The organism is Paenibacillus sp. PCH8 (genome assembly GCF_002968835.1).
Lineage (GTDB): Bacteria > Bacillota > Bacilli > Paenibacillales > Paenibacillaceae > Paenibacillus.
The window spans coordinates 1698125-1716778 of record NZ_PKQK01000001.1 but is presented as its reverse complement, the minus strand read 5'-3'; the positions used below and the strand labels follow the sequence as shown (position 1 = coordinate 1716778).

Here is an 18654-nt window from a genome sequence, read left to right as displayed (position 1 = left end):
GCATTTTTTATTATGATGGAGCAGAAGAAACAAGACAGCACCCTTATTGCATAACTAGGTGCGCTTATTGAACATCAGGACTTTGAAGTAGAGACCGTTTCAAGCACTGAAGCAAACGGGAAATATTCCTTCGCATTGTTGTAGGCGATGCCCTGAACGATCTTACCGAGCAGTTCCATATCCTGTGGTGCCTCACCCTGTTCGGCCCATTCACCAATCAGGTTGCAGACCAGTCGGCGGAAATACTCATGTCGGGTGTAAGACAGGAAGCTGCGTGAATCGGTCAACATCCCGACAAATCGGCTGAGCAGACCCACATTCGCCAGCGCCTTCATCTGAGCGATCATGCCGTCTTTCGTATCATTGAACCACCACGCTGCCCCCAGCTGGATCTTGCCTGGAATGCCGCCACCTTGAAAGCTACCGATGATGGCTGCGAGCACTTCATTGTCCCTAGGATTCAAGGAGTAGAGAATCGTTCTGGGCAGTGCCTCCTGCTGATCCAACGCATCAAGCAATCCGATGATGGCCGAGGATAGAGGTGTATCATTCACTGCATCATATCCGGTATCCGGCCCCAGCTTGGTGAACATCCGAGTGTTATTATTGCGGGCTGCATTGATGTGGAACTGCATCACCCAGCCCCGATCTGCATACAGTTGGCCGAGGAACGTCAGCGTGACCGTCTTATACTTGTCCTCTTCCTCACGCGATACTTTCTGGCCTGCAAGCGCCTTCGCGAAGATGGCAGCGGCTTCCTCGCGTGTAGCTACACCGTAAGGGACATAATCCAGAGCATGGTCAGAGACTCTGCCACCTACGGAATGGAAGAATTCCACACGGGACTCCAATCCAGCAAGGAAAGACTCATAATTGGAAATCGCTGTCCCCGATGCCTGCGACAGCTTGCCTACCCATTCGGTGAACGTATCTCGATTCAATTCCAATCCTTTATCTGGACGGAAAGAAGGCAACACCGCTGTATCGAAACCTTCGATCTCCTGAATCTTCAGATGATACTCCAGAGAATCCGTTGGATCGTCTGTTGTGCATACAACTGTAACATTGGATTTGGTAATCAGATCACGTGCACCGAATCCGTCACTGTTCAATTTGGCATTCACCTTTTCCCAGATGGCGGGTGCACTTTTCTCATTCAATACCTCGTAGACACCGAAATACCTTTGTAATTCCAGATGAGACCAAGCGTACAGCGGATTACCGATCATCATGGGTACCGTTTTGGCGTAAGCCAGGAAACGATCGTAATCGGTCACTCCTTCGCCTCCGGTCACATATTGCTCTTCAATTCCGTTCGCGCGCATGAGGCGCCACTTATAGTGATCACCGTATAACCAGGCCTCTGTTATATTGCCAAAGGTTTTGTTCTCGTAGATCTCCTGAGGACTGAGGTGGCAATGATAGTCCATAATCGGCATGTCTTTGGCATAGTCCTCATATAACTTGATTGCCGTTTCATTGTGCAGCAAGAATTGTTCATCCAGAAAAGATTTCATTCGCCTCGCACGCTCCCTTTAGGTGAGTTTACGTTCATATAGGTTCACTTTCCATCTTTACGCTACACTGTTTGCCTTCAAAGTTCAATATGAAATGATAGCGTTATCAAAAAAGGTTGATTTAGGCATATATTCGGGAACGAGGTATACTGGTTTTAACGTAAAGATGCTGATTTGAAGATGGTAGAAGGAGATGATATGCGATGAAAATCACATTTCTCGGTACAGGAGACATGTTTAGCGTGGAGCAGCACCACAATAGTATGCTGGCCGAATTCGGAGATACCCATCTGGTCATAGATTTTCCAGAATCCAATGCCAAAGCGCTCAAGGAATACGGATTCCCTATGACGGATATCCATAATGTGTTCATTACGCATCTGCATGAAGATCATATTAACGGTGTACAGATGCTTGGATATTACGCACAGATTGTGGGCGATCGCAAACCCCGTCTGTTTATCCACGAGCAACTGGTCGAGCCACTATGGAACATTTTATCTCCCGGCATGCGCTACACAACGGATGGCGAACGTACCATGAGCGATTACTACGATGTAGTTCCCCTGCCAGATGGAGGCACATTTGAATTAGGCGGCGTGACGTTTGTGACGTTTCGAACGCAGCATGTTCCCGGTATGGTCAGCAATGGACTGCTCGCGAAGCCTTACTTCTATTACAGTGCTGACAGTACGCTCGATCAGGAACGGGTGGAGCAGATCGCCACGGATGTGCAGCTGATTTTCCATGAATGTCATATGCATGATCTCGTGATCAAATCCCATACCTCATTGAAGGATCTGGAGCAGTTACCCGCGGAAGTGAGACAGAAAACAGTGTTGATGCATTATCATGATGAATACGCCGATGCAGGCAGACGGGAACAGTTCAACCGCGAGCATGATCTGCATATGGTGGGCACGCTGGAATCATTTGAACTGGATAGATAGGTAAACAGAGGGTATTAGATAAGTACTGGATAATAACCGTAATCGTTCTGTATTCTAATGGAGGTAAGTGCTATGGAATATCGATTTGAACAAGGTTACTTTTTGATATATTCTCCTGAAGTCCTTTAAATGAACAGGCTACATCTATTTCAATTCCTATCTTGGAATTGGTGGGTGCTGCCCTTTTCTATTCTTCTTTCTCCCATAACTTCATATACTCAATCGTTCTCGGAGAATGCTCGGCCTGGATATAAAAATAATCTTCCTTTCACTGATCATTCGGCCCATAGGAAATTTTGATATACATATCCACATAACTCTGGACGAAATCACTGTTGATCTCTACCTTTGGCTTCAAGACATAACTCCTGCTCAAACTCAATCCGAGCGGTTCCTTATCCGGTCCCAGACTGATTTCATGTGTATTGCTCACTCATCATAGTGAAGTTTCATTTCTTTCCGGAACGTATTGATTACAGAAACCAGTCCCTTCAACCCTTACCTTGATCAAGATGTCAGGAAAATGAAACAAAAAAAGACCGTAGCTTAAATGCTGCGGTCTTCATAACACTTTTGAGAAGAATAGCCGGGGTGACATTCCCGGATCTCCTAACCATGATAAATCATGGGGCGCTGGCTGCCTGTTCCAACCTCTAATTCTTCTCATTATGTAGTATATGCGTTTAGTTATACTTCTATTATAGATTAACATTTTCATTCATGCAACCTGATTATCCTACGAAATAACTGCTTCTATATCTATGGTAAGTCATCAGTATACCTTGATATACCCTTTATCGTTATAATTCGCCCATTTGTCCTTCGACATTACGAAAAGTGTCCTGGCGAATAATGTCCCTCTTCTAGTCGTTCTAACCGCTACCAAAACCCGATCATTAGTACCCCTCTCATAAAATTCTTTGATATATTGGATGGATTGATCTTGAGGGTGAAGCGAAACATAATCAGGCGATTCAATAATATCTTGCAGATGATGCCCGTATTTTCGGAAGTCTACAGGATGCTGGTTCTGCATATGGCTCACATTCTGCGCACCACACAAGATGTCCGATCCTTCAGAATACGATAGTCCCAGTAACTCTATTTCACGTTTCTTTATCTTCCCAATCGTGCCAGGTAACAATTATTCTCCTCCTTCCTCTTCAGAATCATCATCGAAGTATTTATTGATCAACCCATACTCTACTTTTTGATCTGGTCACTTCAAAAACATCTTAATATAAACGATGTTCCCAGCCAATTAAAAAGTAATGGAATGTGTCGCCACTTGATTCCAATATATCGAGAAAGTGGCGACACCATTATTTGAAATCAGTTAACACTGGGATGATTTCTTATCTCCATATTTTACTCACTCTCGAAATTAAGTACTACTTCTGTCATGTCTTCTAAAACCCTTTCGAAGATTGATTCGATTTCTTGAATCCATCTGTCAGCAAATGTTGTTTTATCAATAACTAATTCAGGGAGAATTTCGTTTATCTCTTGAATAATCCCGATTCTACGTCTATAATCAACACCTGCTCCACCATCAATATATAATTTATTCCACGACTCGGTTCTCACATCTACAAATATTTTTTTAACTATATATTTTACAGCACTACTAACCTCTTCTTTAAACCAATCTATAACCTTCTCTTCATGATTGGGAATTGCAGACTTTATTTTAAAATTTATCCCATCGGGAATTCTTATAAATCGCTCAACCTTTTCCATCAAGATAGCGCTAAAATCATCAATAGGTTTTAAAGATCTATTTGTTCCAGAAAAACAAGTATGTCCATTTTTTAATCTTCCCGTTAATGCCTCTGTAGTTTTATATCCAGGGTAGTTGTGTAAATACAAATATTTCTGCTGCTTTATATAGTCCTCTTGAGCCTTATTAAATACTAACGCAAGTCTTCTGTAGTTGAAGGCCATTAGTGGTTTTTTTACGTTAATTATTTCAAGCTTCTTATAATTGTACAAGTTTTCAAAATGCTCTCGGATAGATCCTAATAAACCTGCCATGCAATTTGGATCATTAGTCATTAATCCTTGCAAAAATCTCGTACGCTTCTCTAACATAACAATAAAATTCTCAACCTTATCTGTATCGTCAATCTTTCTCAGAGTTGTGTTTTGAAGATCCATTAGGAAATACTCCTTATCCGTAGAATCTTCAAAATCTTTCTTTGTAAATTCATCAAAAAAGGTATACATAAGCATGACCTTACTTTTATCAGCATTGTTATATACTTCTCTTAAAAGATTTTCCGTTGTTCCATTCATCGATTGCTTGGAAGAATCTATAATTCCAATAACATCATAGTTGTTATAGGAATATTGTGTACTGCCTTCCAAGCTTCCAGTATCATCTGTTTTTCTATGTTCAAACCCTACTGTATCTGTTACACATATAACTTGTTGTTTCAATTTTTCACTTAAATTATTATTATACGGAACTTCAATTGCGATTGATTGAACAAGTGGAGTAATTATTTTAGTGAAATTTATGATATTTGTTGAGGAAAAGAGAGTTACATATTCCTCTATTTTATCAATGTCATAATTATCATTTTTAAAACCGACAACCTCTTTCCCATCGAATACAATACCACCCTTACCCTCAGCTTCCAATTGCTCGCAAATTCCTCTAATTTTACTTTCAAGCAGATCAACTACTTGCCAAACCAAGTCATCAATTTTTCCGCTGTAAAGGCGGTCCTTTAGAAACTTATCTCTTAAATCCTTTTCGATAGGTGCCGTATTTTCTTCCCCATCCTTGAATCCATAAACCTCTTTTTCCATAAATCCAACAATTAGCTTGTAGATGGACTGATAAATTTCATCCCAAAAGCGTACCTGTTCGTTTTTTTCTGCTTGATCCCTTTTAGGATTATTTGAATTATAATATTTACCAAAAATGTATTCTATTTTAAAAATTTTATCTGGGTCTGATACGAAATCAATCATAGCTTTATCTTGAATTTCAGTTTTCGCTTTATTTTCTAAGATCCCTGCAAATATTCTGTCAGTGGCGCGAATGTAGCATTCTGAAACTAACCTGTATATTTCCTGACTAGATTTGAAATCAATCGAAAACCTGAATGCTTTATATTTATTTCTATCTTTAAATATATAGTGTGCATCGTGTATGGTAGTTCTAGCGGTATCTACGACCGGAAAATCTACATCATCATGTATCCCACTTAACTTCTTTATGATCGTTGACTTCCCCGTTCCAAATTGTCCTAATAAAAGTAACCTTATAAATATATCGAATATAATTTTTGCAGTATTAAGGATATCTTTCACAGGACTCTTTCTTTCTACGGATCGTTTCTTATGAAGCAAATTTAGAATCTTTACAGTTTCCCCTATTGTGAAATCAATAAATTTATCCCCCACCTCAATGTTAATTCCGTATAGCCCATAAATTCTTGTTGAAAAATCTTTAAAAACTAAAGGTTCATTCACATTGAATAGTTCAGGGTTTTCATTCACAAAACAAAGTTGTTTATGTATTTGCATAGCAGCCTGTTCATTACATTCAACCGTAGGTCTTGTCCGAATTTCACCCATCCTAACATCAAATTGATATTTTTCTTCATCTTCTTTCTTTATCGTCACTTTTATTTGTTCCATAATACACCTCCATATTAGTCAAAAGAGTACACTCAAATTCGTTTTTCATGCATAATTGCCAAATTTAATATTTTATTATGTCACCATCCTAATTCAAACCTTGAGGCTTGTCAAACTTTACTTTGTCAATATTCAAGATAATCATTAATTTTGTTTGATTTTTGACATTTCAGAACTTATTATTTGTCATATCAATTCAAACTTCTTTAAGAGCCTGTTCAAAAAACTCTTAAAAGCGATTAAAAAACAGCTGCGGTGTTGTTAACGTAACACACCAAAAACCACCTGCACGGCAGACACGCGCCAGTTCAGGTGGATTTAACGGTCTATATATGGTTGTTCCTAATATCATTCATTCTCATTCTTTCACTCTATTACTCAGCATCAGCACAGTCCTCATTCTGCTCAGGCAGCGCCCATACCGAGACGCCTCCACCGCAGACGTGGAACGTGGCCCAGCCGTCTTTCTCAATCGTAATCTGATCCTCACAGCTGTGCGTCAGATCCACCCAGGCTTCTCCGGCACGATGCTCACCGATGAACATGCGTTTCTCACCATCATCCCCGTTGGAGATGACCACAGCACAACCGGAGCCTTCGATTTCCTCTACGCCACGGCGTACCCAGCCAATCGTATTTGCGTGATCGAAGTAATCTTCCTGCTCTCCATATGCCTTGTTGCAACGAGCAGACAGCAGAATGTCCAGAATTTCTTTTTTGCCATCCACAGGTTCAGGTCCACCAATGCCATAATAATCTCCGTAAAATACAACCGGATAACCATCGCGACGTAACAGCGTCAACGCATAGGCGCTCGGCTTAAACCAATCACCAATCCACGATTCCAGCGCTTCATGGGGTTGGGAATCGTGGTTGTCTACAAAAGTCACCGCATGGGTAGGATGGGTCTGAACTAGGGTGTCATCGAAAATTCTGGAGAGGTCGAAATCCCTGCCTGCCAGTGAAGCCTCATGCAGCTTGTAATGGAGGGACACATCGAATAGATCGATCTGATAGTCTACCGTATCGAGGAATTCACGACATGCATCCAGATTCGAGTTCCAGAACTCACCTACGATGTAGAAATCCTGACCGCGTTTGCGAATCATCTCTGCTGCGAATTCCTTGATGAATTCATGGTTGATATGCTTGATGGCATCCAGCCGGAACCCACCACACTGAAGCGTATCGATCAGCCATTTGCCCCAGTCAATCATCTCGCGATGAACATCCGGGTGGTTATAATCTATATTGGCGAACATCAGATAATCGTAGTTGCCAAACTCATCATCGACGTTCTGATTCCAGTTCTTGTTCTGACCTGCGATTCGGAATACACCGCTCCGTTCTCCCTTGGCATCAAAGTCCGTGCCATTAAAATGTTCGGAGTTCCACTTAAAGGATGAGTATTGATCTCCGCGACCCGGGAATGTGAATTTGGTCCAACCCTCAATCTCGAACGGTTCGGAGATTTCCTTCGTTCGATCATGGGGATCCACCTCAATCACTTTGAAGACTTCCGTCTCATCTGCCCCGGCCTTATGGTTCATCACCAGGTCCACATAGACGGCTATTCCATTCTTCTGACACTCGGCAATGGCTTCCACCAGTTCCTGCTTGGTGCCATATTTGGTGCGCACGGTACCCTTTTGGTCAAACTCGCCCAGATCGTACAGATCATATACACCATAACCTGTATCTTCTGCAGACACTGCCTTCGTTACGGGAGGTACCCATACCGAATCAATGCCTTTGGCTTTCAGTTCCGGGGCCATTTCGGCCAGTCGCTTCCAATGATCTCCGTCTGCAGTCAAATGCCATTCAAAAAACTGCATCATGGTATGATTTCTCTTCATTACAAACCGACCTCCTTGATTGCTTTCGAAGCGGACCTCGGAACGGATAGGGTATTCGCCGTTGTTCGTTCGTTGCTAACCAAGTTATAACCCTTTCACCCTACCCTTCAATCATGAAAATGAAAGAATTTTGAAAAAAATGTGTTACATAAGTTGAACTAAAGATTATTTACACGGACACTACGATGACAGAATAACCTTCCAATCGCTGTTATCCCCAGATTTTTTGATTCCCTTTTCCTAAGGGGGAAATCCGGGGATAGCGTATGCTTCCGATGCAGCTTTCTTTCAGAAAGCTTTTAGGCGAACGCTTCGCTTTTTCAGGTTTTTTCTGTCCTCTCCGTTATCGTGTAAATGATTAGTTCAACTTATATACATGCATCATTTCATCCCGTGGTTGGTTCATCAAATTCGCTTATAGTCCTGCCACTCCTCGGGCAGTAGCGAACGATATGGTTCCTGCGTGAAACGATCATCGACCAGCACCAGCACACCCTTGTCTTCTTCCGTCCGAATCAGTCTTCCACCCGCCTGTAGCACCTTGTTCATCCCGGGGAAAATATAAGCATAATTGAAACCGTTCCGCCCGGTCCGGTCATAATAATCACGAAGCACGTTGTTCTCCAGGCCAATCTGCGGCAGTCCCGCACCTACAACAACGACTCCATTCAGGCGATCCCCCGGCAGATCGACACCCTCCGAGAACACACCGCCCATAACGGCAAATACCAATCGTGTTCGTTCAGGATGCGGCTGGAATGCATCCAGAAACTGCTCCCGTTCCAATTCGTTCATGCCCTGCTTCTGTATGACCGTATCCGCTTCATCAGGAAGCTGCATGTAGGTGTCATAGATCTCTCTCATATAGGGATAAGAGGGGAAGAACACCATCAGGTTACTGCGCGGCCATTCGGATACCAGCTGTTGCAGCATCTCCGCAATGGGCCGCCGTGATTGTTCCCGATCCTTATAACGCACCGATAAAGGCAGGAGTCTCACATCCAACTGCTCACGCTGGAACGGGGAAGGAATCTGCAACGTATAATCTTCTTCCTCTGCACCCAGCATATCCCGATAATAGCGGAGGGGTGACAACGTCGCCGAGAAATGAATAGTGGAGCGGAATCCTTTGGCCGTCTGACGAAGCAGTGTAGATGGGTCAAGACAGAACAACTTCACTCTCACTTCACTTCGAACACACTCGGCATACGTGATAAAACGTTCATCATACAGTTTGGCAATACGCACGAAATTCTGCGCCGTGAAATAGGCATCCAGCAACAGCTGATCCGTCTCCGCATGGCCTGAACCACCCTCGACAAGACATTGCTCTGCCACCATAACAAAAGGCTCCAGCAGTTCAATAAGTTCCTCCGGTGCCTCCTGCTGAATGATCTTCCCTTCTTCTCCACCGTTTTGGCGAAGGGTAATCAGATATTTGTCGATGGCTCCGGTGCGATCTGCAATGGCTTTAGCGGCTGGCACGCTGCTGCCCAGCGGCTGAAACTCTCTTTTTACATCCAGAAACACAGCCTTCTCCAGCTCCGCAGAGAACATCATTCGTCCGCGATCCACCAGATTATGTGCCTCATCCACCAATAACACCGTCTTGCGCTTCTGTTCCTCGAGCATACGTTTGAGTGAAATTCGCGGGTCGAAAATATAGTTATAATCACAGATGACTGCATCGGCTGCATATGCCGCATCCAGTGAGAATTCAAACGGACACACCCGATGTTTACGCGCATACTGCTCGATGACTGGGCGTGTCATTAACGTCTCATGTTCCAGCATATCCAGCACAGCTCCATTAATACGGTCGTAATATCCCTCGCACATACCGCACTCACCTGTATCACAAGCTTCCTCATCCTTGAAACAGATCTTGTCCTTCGCGGTCAGACTGATGACATGCATGTTCAATCCTTCCGATTGCATTCGGCCAAAAGCCTCTTCTGCCGCCACCCGTGTCGTCGTTCTCGCGGTCAAATAGAACAATCGGTTGGCCTCGCCTTCGCCAATGGCTTTGACCGTGGGGAACAGTACAGACATGGTCTTGCCAATGCCTGTCGGTGCCTTTGCCATCAATCCCTGACCCTCACGGATCGTCTTGTATACAGCTCCTGCCAGCTTCCGTTGTCCCTCCCGATATTTGCGAAAAGGAAACGGCAGCTCGCGCACACTGATATCACGCTTTTCTTCGTATGCAGCAATCATCTCTGCATAGGGTGTATATCCGGCAATGACCTCAGCGGCGAACTGCTCCAGTTCCTGTCGTTCTGCCATTCGGCGAAAACGCCTTTCTTCGTGAGTCACCGAGTGCACATACGTAAGCTGAACCTGCATACGTGGTTCGTCTTGCTGAACAGCGTACATGTAGGCATACATCATAGCCTGTGCCCAATGTACCTGAAGTCCTTCACCCAGATCATCCAGACTGCCCGCAGTAGATTTGATCTCATCCACCGTTAACTGACCGTCCAGACGAATCAGCCCGTCACATCGCCCCTCCACCACATAGGTCAGATCGCCATATTGGATCTCAGCTTCCAGTACGATCTCTTTCAGATCTTCCTCTGTGTACTCCTTCTGCACCCGCTGGTGAATCCGCGTTCCTTCCTGCATGGAGGCATTGCTACGAAACCCTGGACGAATACTGCCGCTGCGGTACACATACTCCACCAAAGGCCTGACTGATATCCGAATTGTTGTTGCCATACGATCACCCGTTCTGTTTGTAGTGACTATACTTTATCACGAATGGACATGCCCAAACCAGTTGATCTGCGAATTGGACTCGCTCTTTCCCATATGCTATGTTGGGGTGTATAGGTTCGATTAGAACCTGTTACACTTGCCACTCCGATGACAGAACCACCTTCCGATCGCTTACGCTGTGGCTTTTCTTCAGAAAGCTTTCGGGCGCACGCTTTGCTTCTTCGGACTGGTTCTGCACTCTCCGTTTTGATCTAAAAGTCAGGTTCAACTTATGAAATGTACTTATTATGAGGAGGCGGCTTCCTATGTATATCTATTTGGTTCCTTCACCGATCCCGGATGCACTTGCTGCATACCCGCATCTGACGTTGCGCAGCGAGGATCAGGTACGTCTGGCCATTGAATCGGCAGAACGTTTGATGAATATCGAGTCTGATGATACTGTAGCTGCATATGAAGCATTTGATGCCTCAGGCTCCTGGACAGGCGGGGGTTATGCCGTTCTGAATAATATCCCTGTGACAGAAGAAGGTCGCGGCGATTTCGAAGAAAGGTTCAAGAACCGTGCTCGCAAGGTAGAAGACGAGCCTGGTTTTGTCGGTATTCGTGTGCTTCGTCCACTCAAGGACGATACATATGTGGTACTTACACTCTGGCACTCTGAGGAGAATTTCAAAGACTGGCAAGAGTCTCAGGCGTACAACCATGCTCACCGTAATCGCAGTACGAGTGACGGTTTGACCGCACAGAAGCCGACCATGTTCCCCAGATCTTCTTACGTCACAACGTACACTATAGAATAACGGATCGGGCCGAATTGGTCTTTCATCACAGAAATCCGTTTATGCCCTACCTCTTCCTCCGCGGAAGAGGTTTTTGCATTTGAAATCCGAAAGCTATTTATCTTCCTTCCGGCTCGGTACGGAATGATGCCTCTCTCTTTATTCTGGCGACCGATAGGGGATGGAACTCATTATTCCCTTGCTGAACGGGGATATATCTATTTCCGTATACGTGTAAGGTGACCTTGAGAAGGTCACACCTTGCCTCTCTGATTGCCGTTATCGGACAGCATGGACTGCGTGAATCCGATCCACTCTCGGGTGGCAAAAGACAGATAACGATCCTTCCGCCAGATCATGCCGAGTTGCCATGGAATTACAGGTTCCATTACCGGTATGATTCGCACACGCATATGGTCTACCTCCCGACAGATCGTCTCCGGCAGTAGCGCTACGCCCAGATTGGCAGCAACCATCGCACTGAGCAGATCCCATTGGGAGCTCTCATACACGACCCGAGGTTGGTATCCGGCTTGCTGGCAGGCCACAATAATCCGATCGTGCAGCGCAAAATCCTCCCGAAATAGCACGAATGCATCATGCTCCAGTTCACGCAAGGCGGCCGACTCTCTCTCTGCCAGCGGATGCGAAGGATGCACCAGCAGATTCAGCTTCTCTTTGACAAAAACAAAATGATCTAACACCTCATCCACGGTTGGCAATACCGCAACGCCAATATCCAGAGCACCGCTGATCACATCGGCCTCCACTTTTTTGGCACCATCTTCAAAGAGCTGAATAGTCACCTGCGGGTAGGCTTTGTGAAATTCGCCAATGATCATGGGAAAAAAGCTGGACCCTACCATCGGCGGCAAGCCGATCCGTAGATGACCTTTCTTCAAGTTCATCAGATCGTCTAATTCGGACGACAGACTACGAAATGATTTTTCAATCTCCAGCGCCTGCCGAAAAAAAACATGTCCCGCATCCGTCAGTTGTACCTTCTTACCATAACGGTCGAGGAGTGTGACACCCAATTCATCTTCCAGACTCTTGATGGTCTTGCTGATGGTCGGCTGGGTGATATACAGCACTTCGGCCGCTTTGGTGAAGCTCTGTTGCCGGGCGACTTCCAGAAAATATTGCAAATGTCGGATATCCATCGTGGGCTTTCCACCTCTCATAGATAAATGGAATAGTAAACATTCTTAATATGCATTTTACTCATGAAAGAATGCAATGTAAAATTTATGATATCAGGTGAATCATTCTCATAATACCTTTGGCTGCTTCAATCAGGGCTAGTTACATAAATTCACTTTTAGTGAGTTATGAAATTGATTCAAGCAACGTTTCCATTCATTTTCATAACAAATACACATTAACACATGGATGATATAAGGAGGGATTGTCGTGAAAAAATGGGGCCTTGGTATTGTACAGGTTGCACTCTTAATGGTTTTTTCACTGCTCATGGACCTGCTGGCCCGTGCTCTCCATCTGCCTGTACCCGGTTCAATACTTGGTATGGTTGTGCTGTTCATTCTGCTTCAGACCCGAGTCGTGAAGCTGCGCTGGATTGAAGTTGGAGCTGCCTGGCTGCTTGGTGAACTACTGTTATTTTTTATCCCGTCAGCCGTCGGAATCATGAACTATATGCCTATGCTGAAGCATGACGGACTGCAAATTCTATTTATCGTGCTACTGAGCACATTCCTGGTCATGGCCTGCACAGGCTTTGTGGCTACACGAATTGCCAAAAGAAAGGAGCGTCACACCGGATGATTGGATTCCTCTGCCTGTTATTAACCGTCGGGATCTACGGGGTTGCCAAACGAATGTATCGCAATCTGCCGAAAGTATATCTGTCACCGCTACTTATTACGCCGCTGCTTGTCGTGGGTGTGTTGCTCGCAACCGGAACAGATTACACCGCCTATAGCAGCGGTGGCAAATGGCTCAGTCTACTGCTTCAACCAGCTACCGTAGCCTTTGCCGTACCGCTCTATACCTTTTTCCATGTACTCAAAAAACATATTTCCGAGATTGTCTTCAGTGTCATGACCGGCTCGGTCGTGGCGGTCATATCTTCTGCCCTGCTTGCCAAATGGCTACGTCTGGATTCCGGGCTGGTCCATAGCCTGATTCCCCGTTCCATTACAACGCCCATTGCGATGAATGTATCGGCTACGATCGGTGGTATTCCGGCAGTTACCGCGGTTTTTGTCATTATGACCGGCCTGCTCGGGGCAATTATGGGGCCTTCCATTGTTAAATTGCTACGCATTGATGGCGAGATTGCACGAGGTGCTCTGCTTGGAACCGGTGCCCATGGCACAGGAACATCCAAGGCATTCGAGCTGAGTTCACTGACAGGAACCATCTCCAGCATCTCCATGGTGCTGGCTGCATTGTTCACTTTAGCCATTGCACCCGTCCTCTCCAAACTTATTTTCCCATAATAGATGGGATTATCCCTATTTTTTGAAATATTATTGTTGTATTAAAGCCCTTTCTTCCTTACAATAAGGACAGGTTTTAATTGTGAATATTGCGGGGGAGATGCGATGAAAAGAACAGGAATGAAGAGATCTCTGGACCGTCTTGGACGAATTGTCCTTCCCAAAGAAATGCGGGATACGATGGAAATCCATATCGGCGATCCGCTTGAATTTTTCATTGAAGGGAAAGAGTTGATTTTAAGAAAGTACAAATCAACATTATGTATTTTTTGCGGTGAAGTAAATACGGAAATGTATTTCAAAGAACAATTCATCTGCCGGACTTGTGCAATTCAATTAAAACACCCGGATGATTCTCCCAACTGGTTCGTACCTCAGAACAAACAGGCTCCTGCACCCGTGGAGCGTCCTGCTACCAAACCCGCTTCAGTCTCATCTCCCGCTTGGGAAGAGGGGACCCCAGCTGACAACCAAGACTACCCGGACTTGCGGCCGAAGACGGCACGCATGCTGCAACAGATGAAGGAAATTGTTGAACAGAATCCCGGTTTGGCTCAACAGCAAATTGCGGAAAGGCTTGGCATTAGCCAAGGACGCGTCTCTCAATTAAAAAAGTTACTATAATAAGAATGGTATTCGATCATTTATAGTCAGGAGACCTTCCGATTCAGGAAGTCCCGCTGCAAGAGAACCCGTTGTTTTTCGTGGGTTCTTCTTTTTTTTTATTTTGATGTAGCGGAGGAAAGGAGATGAGATTCATGGATAACATCCTGTATTTATCACAATTCGACCTCATGTCCTCCTTATCCGAGGCCGACCTGATTGAAATGGATAGTATGACTTCCATAACGACCATGCCCAAAAACAGACCGATTCAGACACCGGATACGTTTGCAGAGGGTTTCTATTTTGTGAAACGAGGGAAGGTTCGATTGTATACATTGAGCCCGGAGGGCAAGCAGTTTACGTTGGATATTCTGAAAGAAGGTAACGTGTTTGGAGAAATGAACGGGATTTCACTCGGAACACGTACCGTTTATATTGAAACGATGGAGGAATGTGATATTTGCCTGATGAACAAGCAGCGTTTTGAGCAGTTTCTAATTGAACATCCACAATTTATGATGAGACTGATGAATGTGCTAAGTGAGCGGATTAAACGAATGAGCGAGTTGACACAGACGCTCGCACTCGGGAACCTGCATGAAAAAGTGATACATAATCTCTTTCGGCTGGCTGAACAGATGGGATGGATCGAAGAGAATGAGTACTGCAGGATTCAACTCACGCTTACCCATCAGGAAATTGCCTGGATGGCGGGAGCCACACGAGAATCGGTCACCGTTACCATGCAAGAATTAGCAAGAGCAGGCCGTATTCGTACCGGATTCAAATCAGTCTCCCTCCATCGTGACGAAATCGCAAACCTTCGGAAAATCACTGCCCACTTGTAAGATGCCTTACATCCCTGTTCTCCAGCAAGGTTATATTGTATAACTCATGAGTCTATACAACCAAGGAGGAGAGCATACCATTGGATGCTAAGCCAGATCTATTTATCCCGGAAGACGTTCTTCATCGCAAAGGTGCCCGTAAAGCAACAGAGATCCCGGATCATATTCGTAGCCTGTTGCAAGCAGGACATATTGAATCGGTAAATCTGACGGAATGGCTGGCAGTGGATCACGTCATGCTTTTTCAGCAGATCATCCATGAATGGGGTATGGATGCCGATACCAGAGAAATCACAGAAACGTTAAACCGGATGGATGAGCAGCGGATTATGAAAATCATTCCAACCATTTCCATTCAATGGCTCTCTCTTCTGGAGCGCCTGGAAGTTCATAAGCGAGCGCACCTCTTCCATTCCCTTGCAGAGCATCGTTCAGACAGTATTCGCTGCTGGGCAGCTTATATTATTGGACTGGATTCCCGCTTGAGCCTGACCGATAAACTGGAGCAGATCCGCCCCTTTGCAGCAGATCACCATTTTGGTGTAAGGGAAATCGCCTGGATGGCTGTGCGTGAATCCATCTCTGCCGAATTATCTACAGCCTTGCAACATTTAATCCCATGGAGCGTTGACCCTGATCCGCTGATCCGGCGCTTTGCCATAGAATCAATCCGGCCTCGTGGCGTGTGGGCCAAACATATTCAGGAGCTAAAAGAAAATCCCACCATAGCCCTTCCCTTGCTTGACGCCGTGAAATCCGATGCCCATAAGTATGTACAGGATTCAGTAAGTAACTGGCTGAACGATGCCAGCAAGACAAACCCGGAGTGGGTGCGGCAGACATGCGCCACTTGGCTCCAGCAGTCGGATACCCCACATACGCTGCGAATCGTCACACGCGGCCGACGAAGTCTTTCATAAAATAAGATGACCACCGCTCATTGGCAGTGGTCATCTTCTGTATAGGCTATTCACATGTTATATTTCTGTTAACGGGAATATTCTTCCTCTCGATCCAATAGCCCCATTAACGTCATCCTTATCTTCTCGTTTACGCCTGTACAATATCCATGTTGCTTTCTTCTTCTTCCAATCTGCGCATGCTCACAAGCAGGACTACAATGTTAGCTACCAATAACACGGCCGGGAATGGAACAGCGGAATATTGTGCATAGATCAGATGACTTCCCACGGCCCCAATCAGGATGAATGTTAGCACCCCAGAAGCAAGGATGCGAGTGCGCGGAATCAGTAGCCCCACTGCACTGAGCAGTTCCATAGCACCGAGCAGATACATCGTCCACTTGGGATAAGAGAAACTCTCGAACGTCTGAACCATCATCTCTGCTCCACTGATTTTGTTAAACCCTGTCATCACGAATACACCTGCAAGCACAACTAGAAAAACATAACCCAGAATTTTGTTCATATGTATATCCTCCTGTAACGTAACGAATGAATTGTTCGTGCGATGAATTTTTTTCGATAAGCTATAAAAAGAATCTATGTTAAAGTTGCCCTAAGGTAACTCTGTTGTCATACGTCCAACTAAAATATCTTTCGATATAATACGCTTTGATACTATACTCATTATTTATCACCAACTTACTTTTGTGAAGCTAGTATATAATAATAAGATAATTTCTTCAAGTAATTTTTTGTTATATGATGTATAATACATACAAAAGGTATGTTACAGTATATTTTGCAGTAACCTTCATTAACCTGAATATCTTCACATTCTTAGAGCGGCAGAAACCATGTCCTTTTATATACAACTGTAAGGAAAAGCTTATGAATCGAGGTGAACACGTTGAAACTGAGAAAAGCAAAAGCACCAAGTCCCTGTATGATCACTCAGGCTATAGACATTATCGGTAAAAAGTGGGTACTGCTAATCATGTACCAGCTGTTGTCTGGACCCAAACGGTTTACAGAACTGGAAGCCGAAATGGCAATCAGCGGACGACTATTATCGGAGCGTCTGAAGGAAATGGAGACGGAAGGTATCGTGACCCGGCATATGTTTCCCGAGATCCCTCCCCGTGTGGAATATGAATTGACACCCAAAGGCAAAGCCATTGAACCTGTCATTAATCAGATATATAATTGGTCCTCCGACTGGTTGAAACAGCAGAAATCCGAGTAATTTGAATCCCTGCTTCATTCATTTTTACTCAACATAAATACGCCTGAATTGGGCTGATCTGCGGATCAGCTACAATTCAGGCGTATTTAGATTATTCTCAACCTTAATGAGAGAGATGCTTGGATGGCTGAAGCTTTACTGGCAGGCCAGAATCCGCCGATGCCAATGCCGCCGTTGTAATCTCCTGTGTACGACAGGCATCCGCGTAATCAGACAGAATCCGTGAACGGTCTCCTGTACGAAGAGCGTGAATGAACGCTTCATTCTCCCGCTCATATGGATTATGTCCTGCCGGAATCTCCAGACCTGCCATCGCATGTGGAGCAGCACTTGGCAGAAGCAGACGTTCCGGTGTCCAGTCCCATACGCCGGCATCCGTATAGAACTGGAGACCTGCGCCGCCCTCTCCATCGGGTAAGAGACATGTATTCGCGATACTTGCAATTGCTCCACTTTCCAGCTTGAGCGTCACATTCGCCACATCGGCCACCGTGACATGCTCATGCTTCTCATGCATACTTCGCTGGGCAGCTACAGCGTATACTTCTGTGACTTCTCCTGCACAATATCGAAGCAAGTCTACAATATGTGTAGTCTGCTCTACGAACTGTCCTCCTGAACCCTCCTGACGCCGCCACCAGGCAACTCCTGGCATTCCACCCATCCAGCGGCCGAGGGCCATACCCACGGTCTGTTCTTTCATCGCTTGCTGTAGTACCTGAGCAGCCTCCTGATAACGGAAGTGGTAACCCACGGAGGTGATCAACCCACTCTTCTGTACCTGATCCAATACCTGTCGCGGAACGTCCATGCCGGTACTTAACGGTTTCTCCACCAGGAATGGAATACCGCGGCGGTTTAATTCCGACTCAATCGATCCGTGAGACATCGGAGGCACACAGATATACACCGCATCCAGCTTCTCACCATCCAACATATGATCAAGTTCACCGTAACCAACAGCATCATAGACGGAGGCCATAGCCTCTGCCTTCTCCAACGTTGTTCCACAGACACTCGCGACACGAACACCTTCCATTCGTGCGAGAATATCCGCATGTACCTTACTGAACCAGCCTGTTCCAATGATTCCGATCTGTAATGTCATGGATGTAA

General features: G+C 45.2%; 17 protein-coding genes. 8 read left to right on the top strand and 9 right to left on the bottom strand.

The features are described from left to right. Positions 1-74: 74 nt before the first annotated feature. Entirely contained in the window at positions 75-1517 is a 1443-nt protein-coding gene (gene uxaC / locus C0Q44_RS07540) for a glucuronate isomerase (RefSeq protein WP_105406713.1), read from the bottom strand. A gap of 203 nt (positions 1518-1720) precedes the next feature. Here uxaC and C0Q44_RS07535 point away from each other — a divergent pair, with 203 nt between their 5' ends. Continuing rightward, a complete protein-coding gene (locus tag C0Q44_RS07535; protein ID WP_105406712.1) occupies positions 1721-2467 on the top strand; it encodes an MBL fold metallo-hydrolase in 747 nt (248 codons plus the stop codon). A gap of 268 nt (positions 2468-2735) precedes the next feature. Here C0Q44_RS07535 and C0Q44_RS30095 read toward each other — a convergent pair whose 3' ends face one another. From C0Q44_RS30095 to C0Q44_RS07515, 5 genes are all read right to left on the bottom strand, one after another. Further along, positions 2736-2900, bottom strand: coding sequence for a hypothetical protein (locus tag C0Q44_RS30095; RefSeq protein WP_181150893.1), 165 nt, complete (start codon positions 2898-2900; stop codon positions 2736-2738). Positions 2901-3239: 339 nt separating this feature from the next. Next, positions 3240-3611 carry a PBECR3 domain-containing polyvalent protein gene (locus tag C0Q44_RS07530; RefSeq protein WP_105406711.1) on the bottom strand — a complete coding sequence of 124 codons (372 nt, stop codon included), beginning with the start codon at positions 3609-3611 and terminating at the stop codon, positions 3240-3242. A gap of 224 nt (positions 3612-3835) precedes the next feature. Further along, the gene (locus C0Q44_RS07525; protein WP_105406710.1) at positions 3836-6118 is read right to left on the bottom strand and encodes a hypothetical protein; all 2283 of its coding nucleotides are present in this window, start codon (positions 6116-6118) and stop codon (positions 3836-3838) included. 374 nt (positions 6119-6492) lie between these two features. Further along, on the bottom strand, positions 6493-7974 hold the full coding sequence (locus tag C0Q44_RS07520) for an alpha-amylase (protein ID WP_105406709.1): 1482 nt from the start codon (positions 7972-7974) through the stop codon (positions 6493-6495). A gap of 405 nt (positions 7975-8379) precedes the next feature. Beyond that, entirely contained in the window at positions 8380-10692 is a 2313-nt protein-coding gene (locus C0Q44_RS07515) for a helicase C-terminal domain-containing protein (RefSeq protein WP_105406708.1), read from the bottom strand. A gap of 305 nt (positions 10693-10997) precedes the next feature. On the opposite strand from C0Q44_RS07515, the gene C0Q44_RS31425 reads away from it, so the two are divergent. After that, entirely contained in the window at positions 10998-11495 is a 498-nt protein-coding gene (locus C0Q44_RS31425; protein ID WP_105406707.1) for an antibiotic biosynthesis monooxygenase family protein, read from the top strand. A gap of 233 nt (positions 11496-11728) precedes the next feature. Here C0Q44_RS31425 and cidR read toward each other — a convergent pair whose 3' ends face one another. Beyond that, positions 11729-12637, bottom strand: coding sequence for a cidABC operon transcriptional activator CidR (gene cidR, locus C0Q44_RS07505; RefSeq protein ID WP_105406706.1), 909 nt, complete (start codon positions 12635-12637; stop codon positions 11729-11731). A 250-nt stretch (positions 12638-12887) separates the two neighbouring features. On the opposite strand from cidR, the gene C0Q44_RS07500 reads away from it, so the two are divergent. From C0Q44_RS07500 to C0Q44_RS07480, 5 genes are all read left to right on the top strand, one after another. After that, on the top strand, positions 12888-13259 hold the full coding sequence (locus C0Q44_RS07500; protein ID WP_105406705.1) for a CidA/LrgA family protein: 372 nt from the start codon (positions 12888-12890) through the stop codon (positions 13257-13259). Further along, positions 13256-13936, top strand: coding sequence for a CidB/LrgB family autolysis modulator (locus tag C0Q44_RS07495; protein WP_105406704.1), 681 nt, complete (start codon positions 13256-13258; stop codon positions 13934-13936). The genes C0Q44_RS07500 and C0Q44_RS07495 overlap by 4 nt, the downstream gene beginning before the upstream one ends. A 105-nt stretch (positions 13937-14041) precedes the next feature. Further along, positions 14042-14560 carry an AbrB/MazE/SpoVT family DNA-binding domain-containing protein gene (locus C0Q44_RS07490; RefSeq protein WP_105406703.1) on the top strand — a complete coding sequence of 173 codons (519 nt, stop codon included), beginning with the start codon at positions 14042-14044 and terminating at the stop codon, positions 14558-14560. A gap of 134 nt (positions 14561-14694) precedes the next feature. Further along, complete coding sequence (locus C0Q44_RS07485; protein ID WP_105406702.1) at positions 14695-15390, top strand: Crp/Fnr family transcriptional regulator; 696 nt, start codon at positions 14695-14697, stop codon at positions 15388-15390. Positions 15391-15470: 80 nt separating this feature from the next. Continuing rightward, positions 15471-16310, top strand: a complete 840-nt coding sequence (locus C0Q44_RS07480) for a DNA alkylation repair protein (RefSeq protein WP_181150892.1) — start codon at positions 15471-15473, stop codon at positions 16308-16310. Between the two features lie 130 nt (positions 16311-16440). Here the strand turns inward: C0Q44_RS07480 and C0Q44_RS07475 are convergent, their stop codons facing one another. Beyond that, on the bottom strand, positions 16441-16818 hold the full coding sequence (locus C0Q44_RS07475) for a DoxX family protein (RefSeq protein WP_105406701.1): 378 nt from the start codon (positions 16816-16818) through the stop codon (positions 16441-16443). Between the two features lie 420 nt (positions 16819-17238). On the opposite strand from C0Q44_RS07475, the gene C0Q44_RS07470 reads away from it, so the two are divergent. Beyond that, on the top strand, positions 17239-17538 hold the full coding sequence (locus tag C0Q44_RS07470; protein WP_105407638.1) for a winged helix-turn-helix transcriptional regulator: 300 nt from the start codon (positions 17239-17241) through the stop codon (positions 17536-17538). Positions 17539-17641: 103 nt separating this feature from the next. Here C0Q44_RS07470 and C0Q44_RS07465 read toward each other — a convergent pair whose 3' ends face one another. Further along, positions 17642-18646: a Gfo/Idh/MocA family protein gene (locus C0Q44_RS07465; RefSeq protein ID WP_105406700.1), complete on the bottom strand. Its 1005-nt coding sequence runs from the start codon at positions 18644-18646 to the stop codon at positions 17642-17644. Positions 18647-18654 lie beyond the last annotated feature (8 nt).

Coding starts and splice junctions, on each gene's coding strand:
- uxaC (WP_105406713.1), bottom strand. CDS start 1,517: ATGAAATCTTTTCTGGATGAACAATTCTTGCTGCACAATGAAACGGCA.
- cidR (WP_105406706.1), bottom strand. CDS start 12,637: ATGGATATCCGACATTTGCAATATTTTCTGGAAGTCGCCCGGCAACAG.
- C0Q44_RS07515 (WP_105406708.1), bottom strand. CDS start 10,692: ATGGCAACAACAATTCGGATATCAGTCAGGCCTTTGGTGGAGTATGTG.
- C0Q44_RS07475 (WP_105406701.1), bottom strand. CDS start 16,818: ATGAACAAAATTCTGGGTTATGTTTTTCTAGTTGTGCTTGCAGGTGTA.
- C0Q44_RS31425 (WP_105406707.1), top strand. CDS start 10,998: ATGTATATCTATTTGGTTCCTTCACCGATCCCGGATGCACTTGCTGCA.
- C0Q44_RS07495 (WP_105406704.1), top strand. CDS start 13,256: ATGATTGGATTCCTCTGCCTGTTATTAACCGTCGGGATCTACGGGGTT.
- C0Q44_RS07490 (WP_105406703.1), top strand. CDS start 14,042: ATGAAAAGAACAGGAATGAAGAGATCTCTGGACCGTCTTGGACGAATT.
- C0Q44_RS07485 (WP_105406702.1), top strand. CDS start 14,695: ATGGATAACATCCTGTATTTATCACAATTCGACCTCATGTCCTCCTTA.
- C0Q44_RS07470 (WP_105407638.1), top strand. CDS start 17,239: ATGATCACTCAGGCTATAGACATTATCGGTAAAAAGTGGGTACTGCTA.
- C0Q44_RS07520 (WP_105406709.1), bottom strand. CDS start 7,974: ATGAAGAGAAATCATACCATGATGCAGTTTTTTGAATGGCATTTGACT.
- C0Q44_RS07465 (WP_105406700.1), bottom strand. CDS start 18,646: ATGACATTACAGATCGGAATCATTGGAACAGGCTGGTTCAGTAAGGTA.
- C0Q44_RS07535 (WP_105406712.1), top strand. CDS start 1,721: ATGAAAATCACATTTCTCGGTACAGGAGACATGTTTAGCGTGGAGCAG.
- C0Q44_RS07525 (WP_105406710.1), bottom strand. CDS start 6,118: ATGGAACAAATAAAAGTGACGATAAAGAAAGAAGATGAAGAAAAATAT.